The sequence below is a fragment of the Brevundimonas sp. EU05-FHT14B11 genome, from assembly GCF_058790835.1.
Window position 1 is genome coordinate 1,456,521 of record NZ_JBYTCY010000001.1, and the last position, 15,710, is coordinate 1,472,230.

Consider the following 15,710-nt stretch of genomic DNA (forward strand, 5'->3'; position numbering starts at 1 on the left):
GGCTTCGTCGGCCTCGGCCTTATCCTGACTATAGCCGCACTCGGCGTGGCCCGGCCCGCCGAGGCGACGCCTGACCGGCGGTTGAACCTTCACATCCCCTCACAGCGGGTCGAGAACGCCCTTCTGGAGCTGGCGCTTCAGGCCCGCGTTTCCCTGGGCGGCGATCTGTCGGCCTGCCGCGGCGTCGCTCCCGCCCTGAACGGAACCATGGGGCTGGACGCCGCCCTGACCCGGGTGCTCGCCGGCTCGGGCTGCACATGGTCGGCCAGCGGCAGCGGGGCGATCATCATCCGCCGCGCCGGGCGGACCCGCTCCGTGGTCGCCGCGCCGCCGCGGCTCCCCCGGCTTCCTCCGCTCACGCCGGCGCCGCTGCTGGAGACCGCCTCGGAACTCAGCGACGTCATCGTCACCGCCGAGCGCCGGCCGGAATCGCCCCAGCACGCCGCCACTCCGGTCACGGCGGTGTCCGGCGAGCAGATCAATTTCGCCGGAGCGGCCAACGCCCACGATCTGAGCAATCTGATCGCGGGAATGACGGTCACCAACCTGGGCTCGGGCCGCAACAAGATCCTGCTGCGAGGCATGTCCGACGGCGCCTTCACGGGGCTGACCCAATCGACGGTGGGGCTGTACCTCAACCTTGTTCCCATCACCTACAGCGCCCCGGATCCGGACCTCAAGCTGATCGACCTTGACCGGGTCGAGGTGCTGCGCGGGCCGCAGGGCGCGCTGTACGGCACGGGTCCGATCGGCGGCGTGGTCCGCATCGTCACCCGGTCGCCGGATCCGCTGGCCTATGCCGTGGATGTGTCCGGGACCCGATCCGTCACGGCCGGCGGCGGCGCCAACACCGAGTATTCCGCCGTCGTGAACGTGCCGTTGCCGGGCGAGCGGGGCGCCATTCGCGGGCTGGCGTACGAAGAGTCCTTCGACGGCTATATCGACGATGTCAGCCTGAGCCTGCGTCGGGTCAACGCCTCATCGCGGCGGGGTGGACGGCTGGCGGCCAGCGTGCGCCTCGCTCCCGACTGGAGCACGACCGCGGGAATCGTCCATCAGTCGATCGACACCGAGGACACCCACTACGTCTACCGCACCCTGGGCGGGCTGAAGCGCGCCAACCTGGTGCGGGAACCCCATACGAACGATTTCAACCAGGCCTACGTCAGTGTCGAAGGCCGGGGCGACTGGGGGCGTGTCGATGGATCAATCGCCTATCTCGATCACCGCTTCCTCAGCCGCTACGACGCCTCGACCGCGCTTTTGCTGTTCGGCTCCCTGGCGCGGACAGGCGCTCTGGACGAGGCGAAGTCCATCAATCTGGTGGTGGGGGAGCTGACGTTCCGGTCGCCGCCGTCCGACACAATCGAATGGCTGGCGGGCGCCTTCTTCTCGTCAGGCGAGACGCGGTCCGAGACCCTGCTTGCGGCCCTGCGACCCACGCCCGCTGACGTCTATAATGAAGTGCGCAATGATGAGCTCCGCGAGGCGGCGGCGTTCGGCGAAGTCTCATACGCCCTGACCCCGACCGTGACCCTGACGGCGGGGGGGCGGCTCTACGGCTTCGACTACGACACGCATTCCGATGTGACCCAGAGGTTCGGGCAACGACAGTTCGAGGGCAGCCGCAGCACCTGGGGCTTTTCGCCCAAGCTGGGACTCGACTACCGCCCTGACGATCAGCTGAGCCTCTACGCCCTGGTCAGTCAGGGCCACAGGACGGGCGGGTTCAACACGGGGGGGCCGCTCTGGCAGAACTTCAACGGCGGCCCGGGCAATCCCATGCGGGAATACTCCGGCGACACGCTGTGGAACTACGAGATCGGGGGCAAGGCTCTGCTCTGGGATGGGCAGGTTCAGGCGCGCGTCGCCGTCTTCGCGGCCGACTGGCAGAACATCCAGAGCGACCAGTTCCTCCCCAGCGGCCTGGCCTATGCCGTCAATGTGGGCGACGGCGCCAACCGGGGCATCGAGATCGAGGCCAACTGGCGGCCGAACGACGAGATCGAGATCCGCGCCAACGCCCTGCTCGCCGATCCGCGGATCACCCGGCCCAACGCGAACTTCAACTCGCGGGGGGATGCGGGCCTGCCCGGCGTTCCCTCGGCGTCGGCCAACATCAACGTCTCGTGGCGGCGTCCCGTCGGGGGAGGGCTGACCGCCTTCGTGGACGCCAGCCTGGCCTATGTCGGCCCCTCGCGGCTGACGTTCGACGCCGAGCGCCGCTACCGGATGGGAAACTATCTGAACGGCCGCATGTCGACCGGTCTGGAAGCGGACAACTGGGCGATCATGGCGTTCGTCGACAACCCCTTCAACACCACGGCCAACACCTTCTCGTTCGGCGACCCGTTCCGCCTGCCCGAGGCCCTGGCCACCACGCCGCTGCGTCCGCGAACGGTGGGCGTCACCCTCAGATTTTCGAAGTAGTCCCGCGTAGCGGGCTGGCGGCCCCGCCGTCGAGGCGTTCAGCTGACGGACTTCGACTTCCGCGAGGGCGAGGGCGAGGGCGAGGTCGCGCGGTCGAGCCGCAGGGCCTGGCCTGCGCCCTGGCCGAACCGGATCAGCGGGTGCGCCGCTCGCCGGTCGGGGCGTTCAACCCGGTTGGCGGATCGAATTCCGCTCCTGAGCGATCGGCCTTGGCCAAATGGCCTTAAGCTTATCGATTTCACTGCAGAAGGCCGGTGGCGGAGAGGGTGGGATTCGAACCCACGGTACCCGTAAAGGCACGCCGCATTTCGAGTGCGGTACATTCGACCACTCTGCCACCTCTCCGCGGGGCCGAAACGCTTTGGTCGAGCGAGCGGCTTCTCTAATCGGGGAGCCCCTGCGCCGCAAGCAGGGAAATGACGAAAATCGTCAGCGTAGGGCCGGAAGGGGAAGGCCCAGGGCTTCGCCGGTCGACGGGTCGCCGTCGGCGACGCGGAAAAGCTCGGCCGGGCGGCCGCCGGTGGCCGCCGACAGACGGCCCGTGGCCTCGACCAGGCCGGTGCGCTCGACGCCCCGGCGGAAGTTCTGCTTGTGCAGGGACAGGCCCGCCACGGCCTCGGCGGCGGCCTGCAGGCCGGACAGGGTGAAGGTTTCGGGCATGAGGTCGAACAGCACTGGGCGGTACTTCAGCTTGCTGCGCAGGCGGCCCAGCCCGGTGGCCAGGATCCGGCGGTGGTCCGAGACCATGGGGCGGCCCGGCGCGGCGGCGGGCGGAGCCTTGTCGAGGTCGCGCGCCGCCTCGTCGACCAGCCCGGCCTCGTAGAGCAGCTCATAGCGTTCCAGCACCCGGCCCTCGTTCCAGCGCTGGCCGGGGGCGGCGGCGAACAGGGCGTCGATCCGGGCGGCGCGGCGGCTGTCGCCGGCGGCCCAGTCGCGCAGGCCCTCGATCAGGGCGGCCTGGCACGAGGCGGCGCCGTCACGGCGGTCCTCCCAGGGGAAGAAGTCCAGGACGGGGGTCCAGCGGGCCTCGGCCGCCGGGGCGTCGGCGGCGTCGGCGGTCAGGGCCAGATAGCCGACCGAGACCTCGCGGTGGTGCTCCGGTCCGGGGGTGGCGCGGGGACTGGCCCGGCCCAGGTCGCCGAAGGTGTAGAGCTGTTCGACGAAGCCGAGCCGGAACCCGGTCTGCGCCGTCACGAAGGCGCGCAGGGCCAGTTCGAAGGTGCGGTCGCGGGTCGGGTCGAAGGGGCCGAAGGGCAGGGCCGCCGATCCGTCGTCGCCGGTCGTGGTCAGGACGCAGGCCTTGCCGTCCCTGAGCGCGATGACCACGGCCGACAGGCCGATGCGGACCCCCTGTTCGGCCATGGCTATTCGGTATGCCAGGCGTCGGGGGCGGAGATCAGGCCCACCGCCTCGGCCAGCACCCGGTAGCGCTCCAGATAGCGCTGCTGGGCCACCGGGGCGGGCAGGGGCTCGATGAGCAGGTCATAGCCGGCCGGCGGCGCGCCGAAGATGGTCAGGGACTCGGCCTTGTTGAAGCCCGCCAGCTGGGTCGCCTCGAAGTAGGCGCAGGCGCGGTCGGCCTTCTTGATCAGGGTCTTGATGGCCACCGGGTTCTTGGGCGGCAGGCCGAAGCGGACGTGAATGGCGCTTTCCAGCCGGGCCTCGAAGGCCTTGTAGTTCACGCCCAGCGCCGCCTTGAACGGCGAGATCATGTCGCCGATCACATACTCGGAGGCGTCGTGCAGCAGGGCGGCGAGGCGCCATTTCGGCTCCAGGCCCGGCTTGATGTGGGCCGCGATCTCTTCGACGACGCAGGAGTGCTGGGCGACCGAGAAGGCGTGCTCGCCGATGGTCTGGCCGTTCCAGCGGGCCACCCGGGCCAGGCCGTGGGCGATGTCCTCGATCTCGATGTCGAACGGCGACGGGTCCAGCAGGTCGAGGCGGCGGCCCGACAGCATGCGCTGCCATGCGCGGGGCGCTTTTGACGAAGGTCGAGGTGCGGAAGCCAAGGCGTGATCCAGTTCGATTGGCTGGACGTGGTGGCCCATAGAGCCCGCGTGATCAAGGCCGGAGCGGAATCGGCGCCCCGGATTCCGTGCACGGTCCGAGGCGGAGCCTGAGCGGCGGGGCTATTCCCCGGCGTTGAGCGCCACCAGGTCTTTGGCGTCCTCGAACACCCGGCCGCGGTTGCGGTCGCGCGAGCGGACCGTGGCCACCACCAGCGGGCCGCCGACGGGGCCGCGCGCCTCGTAGCCGACCAGACGCCAGCCCCCGGCGGAGGGCCGGTTGTCGGTCAGGATCCAGCTGGCGCGGGTGGCGTCGCCCGCGGCCATGGCGCGGACCTCGGCGCTGTCGTTCTGGGCGCGGACGCTGACGCTGTCGCCGTTTTCGCCGCCCTCGATATCGACCGTGCCCGAGTTGTCGTTGGCGTCGATGTGGAGGCCGCCGATGCGGACGCTGGCCTGATCGCCCTTGGTCTCGATATGCATGCCCGGCAGGCGGATGTCGGCGTCATCGCCGTCAGCCTCCACGGTCACGCCGGCGGCGGCGGCCTCGGCGCGAGCCTCGGCGCGGGCCGCTTCGGCCTGGGCTCGGACGGCGTTGGCCTCGCTCCGGGCCGCGACGGCCTCGGCGCGGGCGGCGGCGTCGGCGCCGGCCCGCAGACCCGCGACGGCCTGGGGCATGTCGGAGGACAGGCGTTCCTCGAAGGTCTTGAGGACCTGGGGCGGGGTGCGGTCGCCGAGCGGGACCAGCTGGAGCGTCACCTCGGCCCCCTTGGGCCCGACGTAGGTGCAGACGGTTCCTTCATTGGACGCCGAGCCCTTGCGGGTCAGCGAACCCATGGTCTGCGGGCATTGCAGGGTCTCGACGACCTTCAGCACGCCCTTGGCGTCGCTGTCGTCCGTCGTGGTCGAGGAGATGCGCACCGAGTTGTCGCCGTCGCAGGCGGCGGTCAGCGCGGCGAGGGCGCAGACGGTGGGCAGAAGGAAGGGGCGGAGCGGCATGATCCTGATCCTCAAGTCACTGACATCCTGCGCGTCGCGGGGGCTGAATCCAGTGAAATCGCGGTAACCGGCGTGACGAAACCTGTCCGCACGTGTGGCGGATCGCCCGCAAGGGCGTGATGCGGCCTCGCATCCCTAGAGCTGATCATTGTGTCCCCCCGGACCCATCGCCAATCAGACTGCCTCTATTTGCGCGCCGCGTCACCCTTGCTGTCAGGCGCCGGGACGGCCGCCCTCGCGGCGGTTCAGGAAGGCGAGGCGCTCGAACAGGTGGACGTCCTGCTCGTTCTTCAGCAGGGCGCCGTGCAGCGGCGGGATCAGCTTGTTGGGCGTCTTCTCGCGCAGGGTCTCGGCGTCGATGTCCTCGACCAGCAGCAGCTTGAGCCAGTCCAGCAGTTCGGAGGTCGAGGGCTTCTTCTTCAGGCCCGGCGTGTCGCGGATCTCGTAGAAGGTCTTGAGCGCTTCGGACACCAGCCGGCCCTTGATGCCGGGGAAGTGGACCTCGACGATGTCCTTCATCGTCTCGGCGTCGGGGAAGCGGATGTAGTGGAAGAAGCAGCGGCGCAGGAAGGCGTCCGGCAGCTCCTTCTCGTTGTTCGAGGTGATGACCACGACCGGGCGGATCTCGGCGCGGATCGTCTCGTCGATTTCCTGGACGTAGAACTCCATGCGGTCGAGTTCCTGGAGCAGGTCGTTGGGGAACTCGATATCGGCCTTGTCGATCTCGTCGATCAGCAGGACGGGGCGGACGGGAGAGGTGAAGGCCTCCCACAGCTTGCCCTTCTTCAGATAGTTGCGGACCTCGTGGACGCGTTCGTCGCCCAGCTGGCTGTCCCGCAGGCGGCTGACGGCGTCGTACTCGTACAGGCCGTTGTGGGCCTTGGTCGTGGACTTGATGTGCCAGGTGATGAGGGGGGCGTTCAGGGCCCGCGCCATCTCATAGGCCAGCACGGTCTTGCCGGTGCCCGGCTCGCCCTTGATCAGCAGGGGACGCTCCAGGGCGACGGCGGCGTTGACCGCGATCTTGAGGTCGTCGGTCGCGATATAGTTCGACGTGCCTTCAAACCGGGACATGGCGGCTCCTGCGTAGCGTTTGAAAACGCTTAGACCATTATCGGTTCGGATTGAAACAATCCGAACTCAGATAATGGTCCAGCATCAATACCTTGAGCGAAATCTGAGTTCAGATGCGGTCGCATCTGAACCGATTTCGCTCTAGCGAAGGCCGGGCGGGTAAACAACGATCATGTTTGGGTTGCGGCCTGGGCGGCGCGTTTCCAAAGTCGGCTCAAACATAAAGTACGATATCCGCGGCGAGGCGCCGGGGGCGTAGTTTAACCCGGTCCGGCGGTGGTGCGGGTTCAGGACGCTGCCGACGGGACGTTGTCGAGCGTGATCAAGGGACTAGATCGCGAAAGAGACGCTAGCCGCCCCTGCGGATCAGCTCATCGGCCAGGTCGGCGGTCAGATAGCCGTCGGCGAGGCGGTTGTTGGCGATCTGCCAGCGGCGCAGGGCGGCGCGGGTGTTGGCGCCGATGACGCCGTCGACGCCCTGGGTGTCGAAGCCCAGCGCCGTCAGGGCCCGCTGGGCGCCGATCCGCTGGTCGCGGGACAGGGGGGCGTCGGTCGGCCAGGCCTTGACCAGCCCCGGCTTGCCCTGAATGCCGTCGGCGGTCAGGCCGATGGCCAGGGCGTAGCTGACCGAGTTGTTGTAGCGGCGGATGACGTAGTGGTTCGGCAGGGCCAGGAAGGCTGGGCCGCGCGCGCCCTGCGGCAATAGGATGGCCGCCTCTTCCAGCGCCTCCGCGTCATTGGGCTGGCCGCCGCCGGCCAGGGTGACGCCCTTGGCCGCCCACTGCCGCCAGCTGTGGCGCGGACCCTCGGCCTCGGCGTAGTCGAAGCCGGCGGGCAGGGTGACTTCGTAGCCCCAGGTCTGGCCGCGCTTCCAGCCGCCCTGGGCCAGCAGGTTGGCGGCCGAGGCCAGGGCGTCGGCGTCGTCGCCCCAGATGTCGACGATCCCGTCCTGATCCTGATCGACGCCGAGGCTGAGGTAGTTGTCCGGCATGAACTGGGTCTGGCCCATGGCGCCGGCCCAGCTGCCCTTGAGGCCCGCGCGGGCGCGCCTGCCGTCGACGACGATGTCGAGCGCGTTCTTCAACTGGCCCTCGGCCCAGTCGCGGCGGCGGCCGTCGTAGGCCAGGGTCGCGAGCGAGCGGATGACGTCGTAGTCGCCCTGGACCTGGCCGAAGGCGGATTCCTGGGCCCAGATGCCGACGAGGATTTCGGACGGGACGCCGAAGCGCTGGACCACGGCCCACGGCACCCGGTCGGCGCGCTGGCGCGCCTGGGCGATGCGGGTGGCGGTGACCGCGTTCTGGACATAGGCGCCGGCGGGCCGGCTGAACTCGGGCTGGTTGCGGTCCAGCCGGATGACGGAGGGATCGGGCGTCAGGCCGGCCAGTTCACGCTCGTACTGGGCGCGGCGCACGCCGCCGTGGCGGGCCAGGAAGCCCTGCTTCCAGCCGTCGAAACCGGCCTGATCGACGACGGGCGCCGGCGCGGGCGTCGAGGGCTGCGCGGGGGCGGGGGCGGGCCGTTCCGGCGCGGGGGCGGGCGTCGGCAGGACCGTCGGCGGCTCCGGCAGCATGGGAGCGCAGGCGGCGACGGTTCCGAGCAGGAGAAGGCGAAGGCTGATACGCATGATGGTGAGTCTAGTGTCCCCGGGGGCGGCGGCCTCATAACAAGTGCGCGAGTCGCCATCCCGGCATAAAGCGCCTGGATGGCGAAAGCGTTGCCGTGTGGTTCGCCTGTCGGCGTCATTAACCCTCTTTCTTTTTGGAATGGTGAACGTGTCGGGCGTAGGGAGAACGTCGTCCTCTGATACGGCCTGGTGGCGGAGGGGCTACGCGGCGGAGGTGCAACTCCGCAGACCCTCCGTTCAACTCGGAGGCCAGGCCTCCAGAGATCGCGGAGCGATCTCTGGGTTTTTAGTGGCGCTAGCGCTCGCGAGGCGGTCGCTCGCTGCTTGAGCGCGGGGCGCTGACCCTTCGGAAGTCTGGGTTCGACCCATGGCGGACCTCACCGGCTTGGGGCAGAGTTCGTCAATGGCTCTGAATGACTATCAAGGCGAGTATGTTACCGGCGGCACCTTTCTCTACGATGGGCTGGTCCCCAAGCGCGTGACCATCATCGCGAAAGACCACGACGCTAGTTATGCGCTTGGCAAAGCCGAGGACTGGTTGGAACCGGGCGAGACAGCGATGCCAGTAGGCCCGGATGGCGTGCTCTACTACCAGCTCGGCGAACTCACCCCGCACCAGACGCTGGCCCAAGTGAAAGCATGGATCGATGGGAAGGCTTACGGACCAATCGAGTAGGACGAACCCGGGAGAAAAACGGGCGATATATCGGCCATGACCGGTCCATGGGGGAGGCGGACGTAAGAGCGATGTCCGCTTTCCACCCGTTGCGGACATAGGGGCGCGCACCTAGGTCGTGGGTATGTCCTTGCTCGACAGGTTGGCGCTTCAGATCCCGATCATCCAGGCCCCGATGGCCGGAGTGTCGACGCCGCAGATGGCGGCCGCCGTTTCGGATGCGGGCGGGCTTGGGTCCATCAGCGTGGGCGCGACGAACGCCGCCGGCGCGGCGGAGATGATCCAGGCGCTTCAGCGGCTCACCGACGCCGCCTTCAACGTCAATGTGTTCGTCCACGACTCCCCGCGTCGCGACGCGGACCTGGAGGCGGCGTGGTTGAAGGCCCTGACGCCCCTTTTCAGGGGTTTTGACGCCGAGCCGCCGTCCTCGCTCACGACGATCTATCAGAGCTTCGCCGCCGACGATGACATGCTGGCGGTGCTGATCGACCGGGCGCCTGCCGTCGTCAGCTTCCACTTCGGCCTGCCTGACGAGGGAAAGGTCAGGGCCCTCAAGGCGGCGGGCTGCTGTCTGATCGCGACCGCGACCAGCCTGGACGAGGCGTCCAGGGCGGAGAAGGCGGGGATGGACGCGGTCGTCGCCCAGGGGTTCGAGGCCGGCGGACACCGGGGCGTCTTCGATCCCGACGGCGACGACGCCCAGTTGGGCACGATGGCGCTGAGCCGGTTGCTTGTGAGCCAGGGGCGACTTCCGGTGATCGCCGCCGGCGGCATCATGGATGGGCAGGGTGTCCGGGCCGCCTTGAGCCTCGGCGCGGTCGCGGCCCAGCTTGGAACCGCGTTCATCGCCTGCCCGGAGAGCGCGGCGGACCCCGCCTATCGCGCCGCGCTGCAGAGCGACGCGGCGCATCATACGGTGATGACGAGGGCCGTCTCCGGAAGGCCCGCGCGCTGCCTGCGCAATCGCTTCACGGCCTGGGGCCAAGGGGTGGGGGTCCAGGTTCCGGACTATCCCGTGGCCTATGACGCCGGGAAGGCGCTGAACGCCGCCGCCAAGGCGCAGGCGGAAGGCGGCTACGGCGCCCAATGGGCGGGCCAGGGCGCGCCCCTGGCGCGCAGCCTGCCGGCCGCCGAACTGATGCGGACCCTTGCGCGCGAGCTGGCCGCATAGGGGACGCCGGAACCGCGTCTCTCCCGGTTGACCTTCCGGCGAGTCCTCTCTATACGCACCGCTCCGCCGCAGGTCCGCCCGCGGCTTTTCTGTTTTGATTTGCCTAGGACGACGACCATGAAGGTCCGTAGCTCGCTCAAGTCGCTGAAGACCCGCCACCGCGACTGCAAGGTCGTGCGCCGCAAGGGCAAGGTCTATGTGATCAACAAGACCGACCCGCGCTTCAAAGCCAAGCAAGGCTAAGCAGCCTTCTTGCGCTAATGCGCGCGACGCGGTCGCGCGCTGCTTGAGCGCCGGGTATGAACAGGGCTGCGGACATTGTCCGCAGCCTTTTTCGCGTCCGGTGTTGAGCCATCGGCTTGGGCGTGGTTAGCGTCCGATCCAACATCGTCCACGCCGCCTTCGGGCAGGGCGCGGACCAGTTCCCTTCTTCCGGAGTTCCCCCATGGCCGATGACGCCGCCTTCGATTCGTCGCCCGACGTCCTGACCGCCACGGCCCAGGGCCGCCTGCGCTCCATCATCGAGCGCCTGGAACGCCTCGAAGAGGACAAGCAGGCCGTCATGACCGACATGAAGGAGGTCTTCGCCGAGGCCAAGGGCGAGGGCTACGACGTCAAGGTGCTGCGCAAGGTCATCCGCATCCGCAAGCAGGACAAGGCCAAGCGCCAGGAAGAGGAAGCGATCCTCGACCTGTATCTGTCGGCCCTGGGCGAAATCTGAGCCTGAAGCGGACAGGGTTCGGCGGCGGCAAGGGCGGTTCGAAGAAACCGCCCGCCAGCCCGTTCGAGGCTGAACGCAAGGCCGCCCAGCGCGCGGCCCTCAACGCATTGAAGCGCGCCCGCCGCTCGGCAGAGAAGGCGGGCGTTTCGCTGTCCGAATGGGAGGGCGAGTTCCTGGATTCGGTCTCGGAGCGGGTGAAGACCCACGGTCGCGCCTTCGGCGATCCCGAGCTGGGCGCGCCGGGGCAGGCCCTGTCGTCGATGCAGGGCCGCAAGCTGAAGGAAATCACCGCCAAGGCCAACGGCGAGGAGCCGAAGCGGCGATGGGGGCGGAAGGCTCCGCCCCCCAAGGCCGACGACTAGAACAGGATCTTGCGCAGCGTCAGGCTGACCACGCGGCCCTGCGGGTCGAGATAGTCGGGCTGGTAGTTGGTCGGCACCTCGCCGGACGCCACGGAGGCCTCCGGGCGGGTGTCGAACAGGTTCTGGATGCCGAACTGGATGCGCGTCCCCTTCAGGATCGGATATTTGGCGACCCAGCTGGTGCGCTGGTTCAGATCCATGAAGAGGTTCAGGTTGACCGTGGTCTGATCGGCGAAATTCAGGTCCGGACCCGTGCCGCCGTCGACGCGGGTGCCCTCGCGCCAGTTGGCGAACATGAAGCCGCCGAAGCCGTTGCGGAACACGCCGGTGACCAGCTGCAGCTCGTTGCGCGGGCTGCCGCCGCGGGAAGAGGTGGCGCCGCCGTCCAGCAGGTCGATGACCGGCAGGCCGTCGGCGATGGTGATCTCATCCTGCAGGCGGATGGTGTGGTACAGCGAGATGTTGAAGCGGCCCTGGCCGGGCTGCATCGGCGGGCCGCCGCGACCGCCGCCGCCCATGCGGATCTGCTGACCGCCCCCGCCACCGCCGCCGCCGGGACCCTCGACACGAATCTGCATGCCGCCGCCGCCGCCGCCGCGGGGCGGACGCATGCCGCCGGGCATGCCGGGCAGGGGCGTCTGGCCGGCCGCGGCCGGGTTCGGCGTCCCGAAGGCGCGCGAATAGTTGATGCCGGTGCGGATGTCCTGACGCTCGTACCTGGAGAAGTTCAGCGGGCGGGAATCGATCGCGAGCAGGGCGCCGACGGTCTCTCCAGGCCCGGGCAGAGCGCGGGTGAAGCGGCCCGGGAGGGCGGCCTCGAGGTCCGGGGTGATGGTGGGGAAGGCGGCCAGATAGTCGTCGGTCCGGCTCACGGTCCAGGTCGTCTGGAATGACAGGTCCTGGCTGGTCATCGGCCGCCAGGTGCCGCCGATGCGGATGACCTTGCGGTTGTCGGCGTTCAGGTTCGGGTTGCCGCCGGTGGTCTGGGTGACCAGCACGGTCCGGTTGGTGGCGAAGTCGAAGACCGGGACGTTGGGCGTGGAGACGGCCGGGTCGTTCAGCTGGCTGATGCTGGGCGCGCCCTGCTCGTCGGCATAGCTGACGAGGAAGCTCAGCGGCGCGATCGGCGACCAGTTCAGGCCGATGTTGTAGCTGGGCAGGCCGCCGAAGTCGGACAGCTCCTCATATCCGACGGTGGCGTTGACCGAGAGGTCGCCGAGGAAGGGCAGAACGTCCTGGCGGCGGCTGGCGATGGGGAGGTTGAAGGTGCCCTGGCCGTTGACGCGGTCGCGCGACTGCGAGCGGTCGGTGGTCACCAGCAGGCCGGCGTTGTCCGCCCGGGTGCTGGTGGAGTCCAGCGAGCGGGTGTCGGCGCCGAATTTGAAGGTCGAGGAGACGCCGCCGGCGGGCAGGTCGAAGATGTCGCCGTTCAGCACGACCTCGGCGCTGAGCAGCTGCGAGACCGAGTTGGCGGTGTCGTTGGGGCGACGGGTGAAGTCGGCCGGGTTCAGCGCGGCGAACGGATTGGCCGCGGCGTCGTTGGCGTTCAGGCGGGTCTGGAACGGCGTGATGTCATAGCCCCGGCCGGTGGTGGTGTCGGTCTCGGTGCGCTCATAGTTGCCGGTCAGGGTCCAGCGCCAGTCCTCGCCGAGGAAGCCGTCGACGACCACGCCCAGCTTGGCGTTCAGCGAATCCGTCTCGCGGCGCAGGGAGGCGGCGTCGTCGATGTAGCGGAAGACCTGAACGGGGCCCGCGAACGGCGAGTAGGTGTTGGTGTCCGAGAGGCTCAGGTTGACGCCCGGCAGGCCGTTGAAGCTGCGGCTGGAGTTGTCCTCGATGCTGCCGCTGATAGTGGCCTGGGTGGTGCTGTTGAGGTCGCGCTTCATCGTGCCGCGAACGGTGGTGCGCTCGCTTTCCGACAGCAGGGTGCGATAGGCGCCCAGGTCGCCGGTGCGCGGACCGCCGCCGGCGGCGGCGATGAAGTCCGCGAGGGTCGGGGTGGTGGTCGAACCCGGAACCCGGGTGATCGCGCCCAGCGCGGGATCGATCACGGTGCAGGTGGCCGGATTGGCCGTCAGACAGCCGGGGGAATAGCCGGGGCTGGTGACGTTGCCGATCAGGTCATAGGGCGTGGAGCCCGCCTGGCGGGTGATGTCCCGCTCGGATTCGAACAGGGGGGTGGAGCGCTCGTGCTCGGCGTCCATCGACCAGCGGTTCGAGCCGCTGATGCGCAGGACGTTGCCCTCGATCTCGGCCGTGGTGCGGCCGCCCTGGGTCGGGCCTCGGGCGGTCAGCTCGCCGGTGATGGAGTTGAAATTGGCCTTGAGGACGAAGTTCACCACCCGCTGCTCGGCGCGGTAGCCGAACTGCAGGGCGACCTGCTCGGGCAGGATGTCGGTGCGCTCGATGGCCTCGGTCGGGATGCCCTGGATTTCCTGGAAGCCCGAGATGCGGCGGCCGTTGACCAGGAAGACCGGCTGCAGGTCGGTGCGGCCGCTGGAGCTGCGGGTCAGCGGCTCCAGATAGGTCATCAGCTCGGCGATGTTCGAGGCGCCGTAGGCCTGGATCTGCTCGGCCGAAAGGGTGACGTCGGCGGGGATGTCGGTGTCGACGCTGCCGCGCGGGCGGGCGCCGACGACCGAGACGGTGCCCAGGTCATAGGCGTCGTCGTCCTCGGCCGGCGTGGCCGGGGCGGCGGTGGTCGGGGCCGGCGGCTGCTGCGGCGGCGTCTGCGGCGGGGTCGGCGCGGTCTGAATCACGCCGGCGAGGAGGCCGGACAGCGCGGTGGTCACAAGCAGCATTCGTGGGGCCTCGGGGGGAGAAGAAACTGAGCAGCAAACGTGCGGCGCCTGTGTTTCCGTCGCATTTCAGCGATGAAACCGAGAGTTGCCCGTCAGTCCGCACCTCGTCTTCAAGGGCGTTGCATGCCGACGCCAATGAACTTTAGTTCAGACTTGGGACTTCCCCGGGGCGTTGCCGATTTGCTGCATGCCGGCGTGGAGCGAAATCTGAGCCGAGCCGGACTGCGCCCAGCTCGACCGATTTCGCTTTAGCCCGCGTCCTTGAGCGCGCCTTCGAGGCCCTGTTCCCGCACCTTGCGGTAGAGGGTCGAGCGGCCGATGCCGAGGCGGCGCGCGATCTCGGACATATGGCCGGCGTAGACCTCGATGGCGTGCTGGATGAGGTCGCGCTCGATCTCCTCCAGGGTCCGCAGGTGTCCGCGATCGTCGAGGATGCGGATCGGCGTGTCCGGCAGGGGCGGCAGGTCGATGTCGGAGGGGTAGGGCTGAGCGGCCGCGGGCGCCCCCTCCGTCTCATGGCTGTCGCCATGAGCCACCTCCCCCATGGGGGGGGAGGAGATTCCAGAGATGGCCGGGAAGTCGTGCGGCTGGAGGAAGGGGGCGTCGGCCAGGATGATGGCGCGATAGACCGCGTTCTCAAGCTGGCGGACGTTGCCGGGCCAGTCGAAGGCGGTCAGCAGGGCCAGGGTCTCGCCCGACAGGCCGGCGACGCGCTTGCCTTCCTCGATGTTGAAGCGGGCGATGAAGTGGTCGACCAGGGCCGGGATGTCCTCGCGCCGTTCGCGCAGGGCCGGGGCCTCGATGGGGAAGACGTTCAGGCGATAGAAGAGGTCCTCGCGGAAGCGGCCGTCGCGCACCTGTTCGGCCAGGTCGCGGTTGGTGGCCGAGATGATGCGGACATCGACCTTGACCGAGCGCTTGGAGCCGACGGGGTCGATCTCGCCTTCCTGGAGCGCGCGCAGCAGCTTGACCTGCATGTCCAGCGGCAGTTCGCCGATCTCGTCCAGGAACAGGGTGCCGCCCGAGGCCTCGGCGAACTTGCCCAGGTGTTTGTCGGTGGCGCCGGTGAAGCTGCCCTTCTCGTGGCCGAAGAGGATCGATTCCACGAGATTGACGGGCAGGGCGCCGCAGTTGACGGCCACGAAGGGCTTGCCCGACCGGTCCGAGGCGCCGTGCAGGGCGCGGGCGATGACTTCCTTGCCGACGCCGCTTTCGCCGGTGATCAGGACCGGAATGCCGGACCTGGCGGCGCGGGCGCCCAACGACTTGACCATGCGCATGGGCGCGCTCTGGCCCACCAGGTCGTCGAAGGAGGTGCGGCCGCTGTGGTGCTTCTTCAGGCGGCCGACCTCGGCCGTCAGTTGGGTCAGCTGCAGGGCGTTGCGGACCCCGACCAGAAGGCGTTCGGCGGAGACCGGCTTGACGAAGAAGTCCTGGGCCCCGGCCTGCATGGCCTTGACGACCGCATCGACGCCGCCGTTGGCCGTCAGGACGATGACGGGGGTGCCGACGCCGGCGGTGCGGATCTCGGCCAGGGCCTCCATGCCGCTCATGCCCGGCATGACCATGTCCAGCAGGACCACGTCCGCCCCGCCGCCCTTGGTCAGGCGGTCAATGGCCTCTCCGCCGCTCTCGGCATGGACGACGACGTAGCCTTCGCGTTCTAGCACGGCCTGCGCGATGCGGCGCTGGGTCGGATCGTCGTCAACGACAAGTACGGTCTTCGCCATGCGGGCGGCCCCTGTTCCATCACGTCCGGCCGGCTCTCAATGGTGGAGCTGGCTCATTCCGGGACGTTTTAGGCCTCACAAGGTGAAGATCGGGTGGTCGGGCAGGGTGAGCG

At 68.9% G+C, this 15,710-nt stretch carries 13 protein-coding genes and 1 tRNA gene; 6 read left to right on the forward strand and 8 right to left on the reverse strand.

Annotated elements, in window-relative coordinates:
* Nucleotides 1–81: 81 nt before the first annotated feature.
* A complete protein-coding gene (locus AC3WRV_RS07140; RefSeq protein ID WP_492312679.1) occupies nt 82–2,430 on the forward strand; it encodes a TonB-dependent receptor in 2,349 nt (782 codons plus the stop codon).
* A 255-nt stretch (nt 2,431–2,685) separates the two neighbouring features.
* Here the strand turns inward: AC3WRV_RS07140 and AC3WRV_RS07145 are convergent.
* The 6 genes from AC3WRV_RS07145 to AC3WRV_RS07170 form a co-directional block, all read right to left on the reverse strand.
* Nucleotides 2,686–2,775 (reverse strand) — tRNA-Ser (locus AC3WRV_RS07145).
* Nucleotides 2,776–2,859: 84 nt separating this feature from the next.
* Nucleotides 2,860–3,792 (reverse strand): NUDIX hydrolase, encoded by a 933-nt coding sequence (locus AC3WRV_RS07150; protein WP_291833261.1) that lies wholly within the window; start codon nt 3,790–3,792, stop codon nt 2,860–2,862.
* A 2-nt stretch (nt 3,793–3,794) separates the two neighbouring features.
* Nucleotides 3,795–4,388, reverse strand: a complete 594-nt coding sequence (locus AC3WRV_RS07155; RefSeq protein WP_291833264.1) for a YfbR-like 5'-deoxynucleotidase — start codon at nt 4,386–4,388, stop codon at nt 3,795–3,797.
* 171 nt (nt 4,389–4,559) lie between these two features.
* Nucleotides 4,560–5,435: a methyltransferase type 11 gene (locus AC3WRV_RS07160; RefSeq protein WP_492312680.1), complete on the reverse strand. Its 876-nt coding sequence runs from the start codon at nt 5,433–5,435 to the stop codon at nt 4,560–4,562.
* Between the two features lie 213 nt (nt 5,436–5,648).
* Nucleotides 5,649–6,509: an AAA family ATPase gene (locus AC3WRV_RS07165; RefSeq protein WP_492312681.1), complete on the reverse strand. Its 861-nt coding sequence runs from the start codon at nt 6,507–6,509 to the stop codon at nt 5,649–5,651.
* Between the two features lie 349 nt (nt 6,510–6,858).
* Nucleotides 6,859–8,136: a lytic murein transglycosylase gene (locus AC3WRV_RS07170; RefSeq protein ID WP_492312682.1), complete on the reverse strand. Its 1,278-nt coding sequence runs from the start codon at nt 8,134–8,136 to the stop codon at nt 6,859–6,861.
* Nucleotides 8,137–8,503: 367 nt separating this feature from the next.
* On the opposite strand from AC3WRV_RS07170, the gene AC3WRV_RS07175 reads away from it, so the two are divergent.
* The 5 genes from AC3WRV_RS07175 (at nt 8,504) to AC3WRV_RS07195 (ending at nt 11,066) form a co-directional block, all read left to right on the forward strand.
* Entirely contained in the window at nt 8,504–8,812 is a 309-nt protein-coding gene (locus AC3WRV_RS07175; RefSeq protein WP_492312683.1) for a hypothetical protein, read from the forward strand.
* Nucleotides 8,813–8,936: 124 nt separating this feature from the next.
* Nucleotides 8,937–9,983 carry an NAD(P)H-dependent flavin oxidoreductase gene (locus AC3WRV_RS07180; protein ID WP_492312684.1) on the forward strand — a complete coding sequence of 349 codons (1,047 nt, stop codon included), beginning with the start codon at nt 8,937–8,939 and terminating at the stop codon, nt 9,981–9,983.
* Nucleotides 9,984–10,100: 117 nt separating this feature from the next.
* The gene (ykgO, locus tag AC3WRV_RS07185) at nt 10,101–10,226 is read left to right on the forward strand and encodes a type B 50S ribosomal protein L36 (protein ID WP_045655953.1); all 126 of its coding nucleotides are present in this window, start codon (nt 10,101–10,103) and stop codon (nt 10,224–10,226) included.
* A gap of 202 nt (nt 10,227–10,428) precedes the next feature.
* Nucleotides 10,429–10,704 carry a nucleoid-associated protein GapR gene (gene gapR / locus AC3WRV_RS07190; protein WP_291839000.1) on the forward strand — a complete coding sequence of 92 codons (276 nt, stop codon included), beginning with the start codon at nt 10,429–10,431 and terminating at the stop codon, nt 10,702–10,704.
* Nucleotides 10,705–10,706: 2 nt separating this feature from the next.
* A complete protein-coding gene (locus AC3WRV_RS07195; RefSeq protein ID WP_492312729.1) occupies nt 10,707–11,066 on the forward strand; it encodes a hypothetical protein in 360 nt (119 codons plus the stop codon).
* Here the strand turns inward: AC3WRV_RS07195 and AC3WRV_RS07200 are convergent.
* Nucleotides 11,063–13,867 carry a TonB-dependent receptor gene (locus tag AC3WRV_RS07200; protein WP_492312685.1) on the reverse strand — a complete coding sequence of 935 codons (2,805 nt, stop codon included), beginning with the start codon at nt 13,865–13,867 and terminating at the stop codon, nt 11,063–11,065. The genes AC3WRV_RS07195 and AC3WRV_RS07200 overlap by 4 nt on opposite strands.
* A 248-nt stretch (nt 13,868–14,115) precedes the next feature.
* Nucleotides 14,116–15,597, reverse strand: a complete 1,482-nt coding sequence (locus AC3WRV_RS07205; RefSeq protein WP_492312686.1) for a sigma-54-dependent transcriptional regulator — start codon at nt 15,595–15,597, stop codon at nt 14,116–14,118.
* Nucleotides 15,598–15,710: the final 113 nt, after the last annotated feature.

Bases quoted from the DNA above. Each gene is read 5' to 3' on its own strand.
- AC3WRV_RS07180 (WP_492312684.1), top strand. From the start codon at position 8,937: ATGTCCTTGCTCGACAGGTTGGCGCTTCAGATCCCGATCATCCAGGCC.
- ykgO (WP_045655953.1), top strand. From the start codon at position 10,101: ATGAAGGTCCGTAGCTCGCTCAAGTCGCTGAAGACCCGCCACCGCGAC.
- AC3WRV_RS07160 (WP_492312680.1), bottom strand. From the start codon at position 5,435: ATGCCGCTCCGCCCCTTCCTTCTGCCCACCGTCTGCGCCCTCGCCGCG.
- AC3WRV_RS07175 (WP_492312683.1), top strand. From the start codon at position 8,504: ATGGCGGACCTCACCGGCTTGGGGCAGAGTTCGTCAATGGCTCTGAAT.
- AC3WRV_RS07170 (WP_492312682.1), bottom strand. From the start codon at position 8,136: ATGCGTATCAGCCTTCGCCTTCTCCTGCTCGGAACCGTCGCCGCCTGC.
- gapR (WP_291839000.1), top strand. From the start codon at position 10,429: ATGGCCGATGACGCCGCCTTCGATTCGTCGCCCGACGTCCTGACCGCC.
- AC3WRV_RS07205 (WP_492312686.1), bottom strand. From the start codon at position 15,597: ATGGCGAAGACCGTACTTGTCGTTGACGACGATCCGACCCAGCGCCGC.
- AC3WRV_RS07150 (WP_291833261.1), bottom strand. From the start codon at position 3,792: ATGGCCGAACAGGGGGTCCGCATCGGCCTGTCGGCCGTGGTCATCGCG.
- AC3WRV_RS07165 (WP_492312681.1), bottom strand. From the start codon at position 6,509: ATGTCCCGGTTTGAAGGCACGTCGAACTATATCGCGACCGACGACCTC.
- AC3WRV_RS07200 (WP_492312685.1), bottom strand. From the start codon at position 13,867: ATGCTGCTTGTGACCACCGCGCTGTCCGGCCTCCTCGCCGGCGTGATT.
- AC3WRV_RS07155 (WP_291833264.1), bottom strand. From the start codon at position 4,388: ATGCTGTCGGGCCGCCGCCTCGACCTGCTGGACCCGTCGCCGTTCGAC.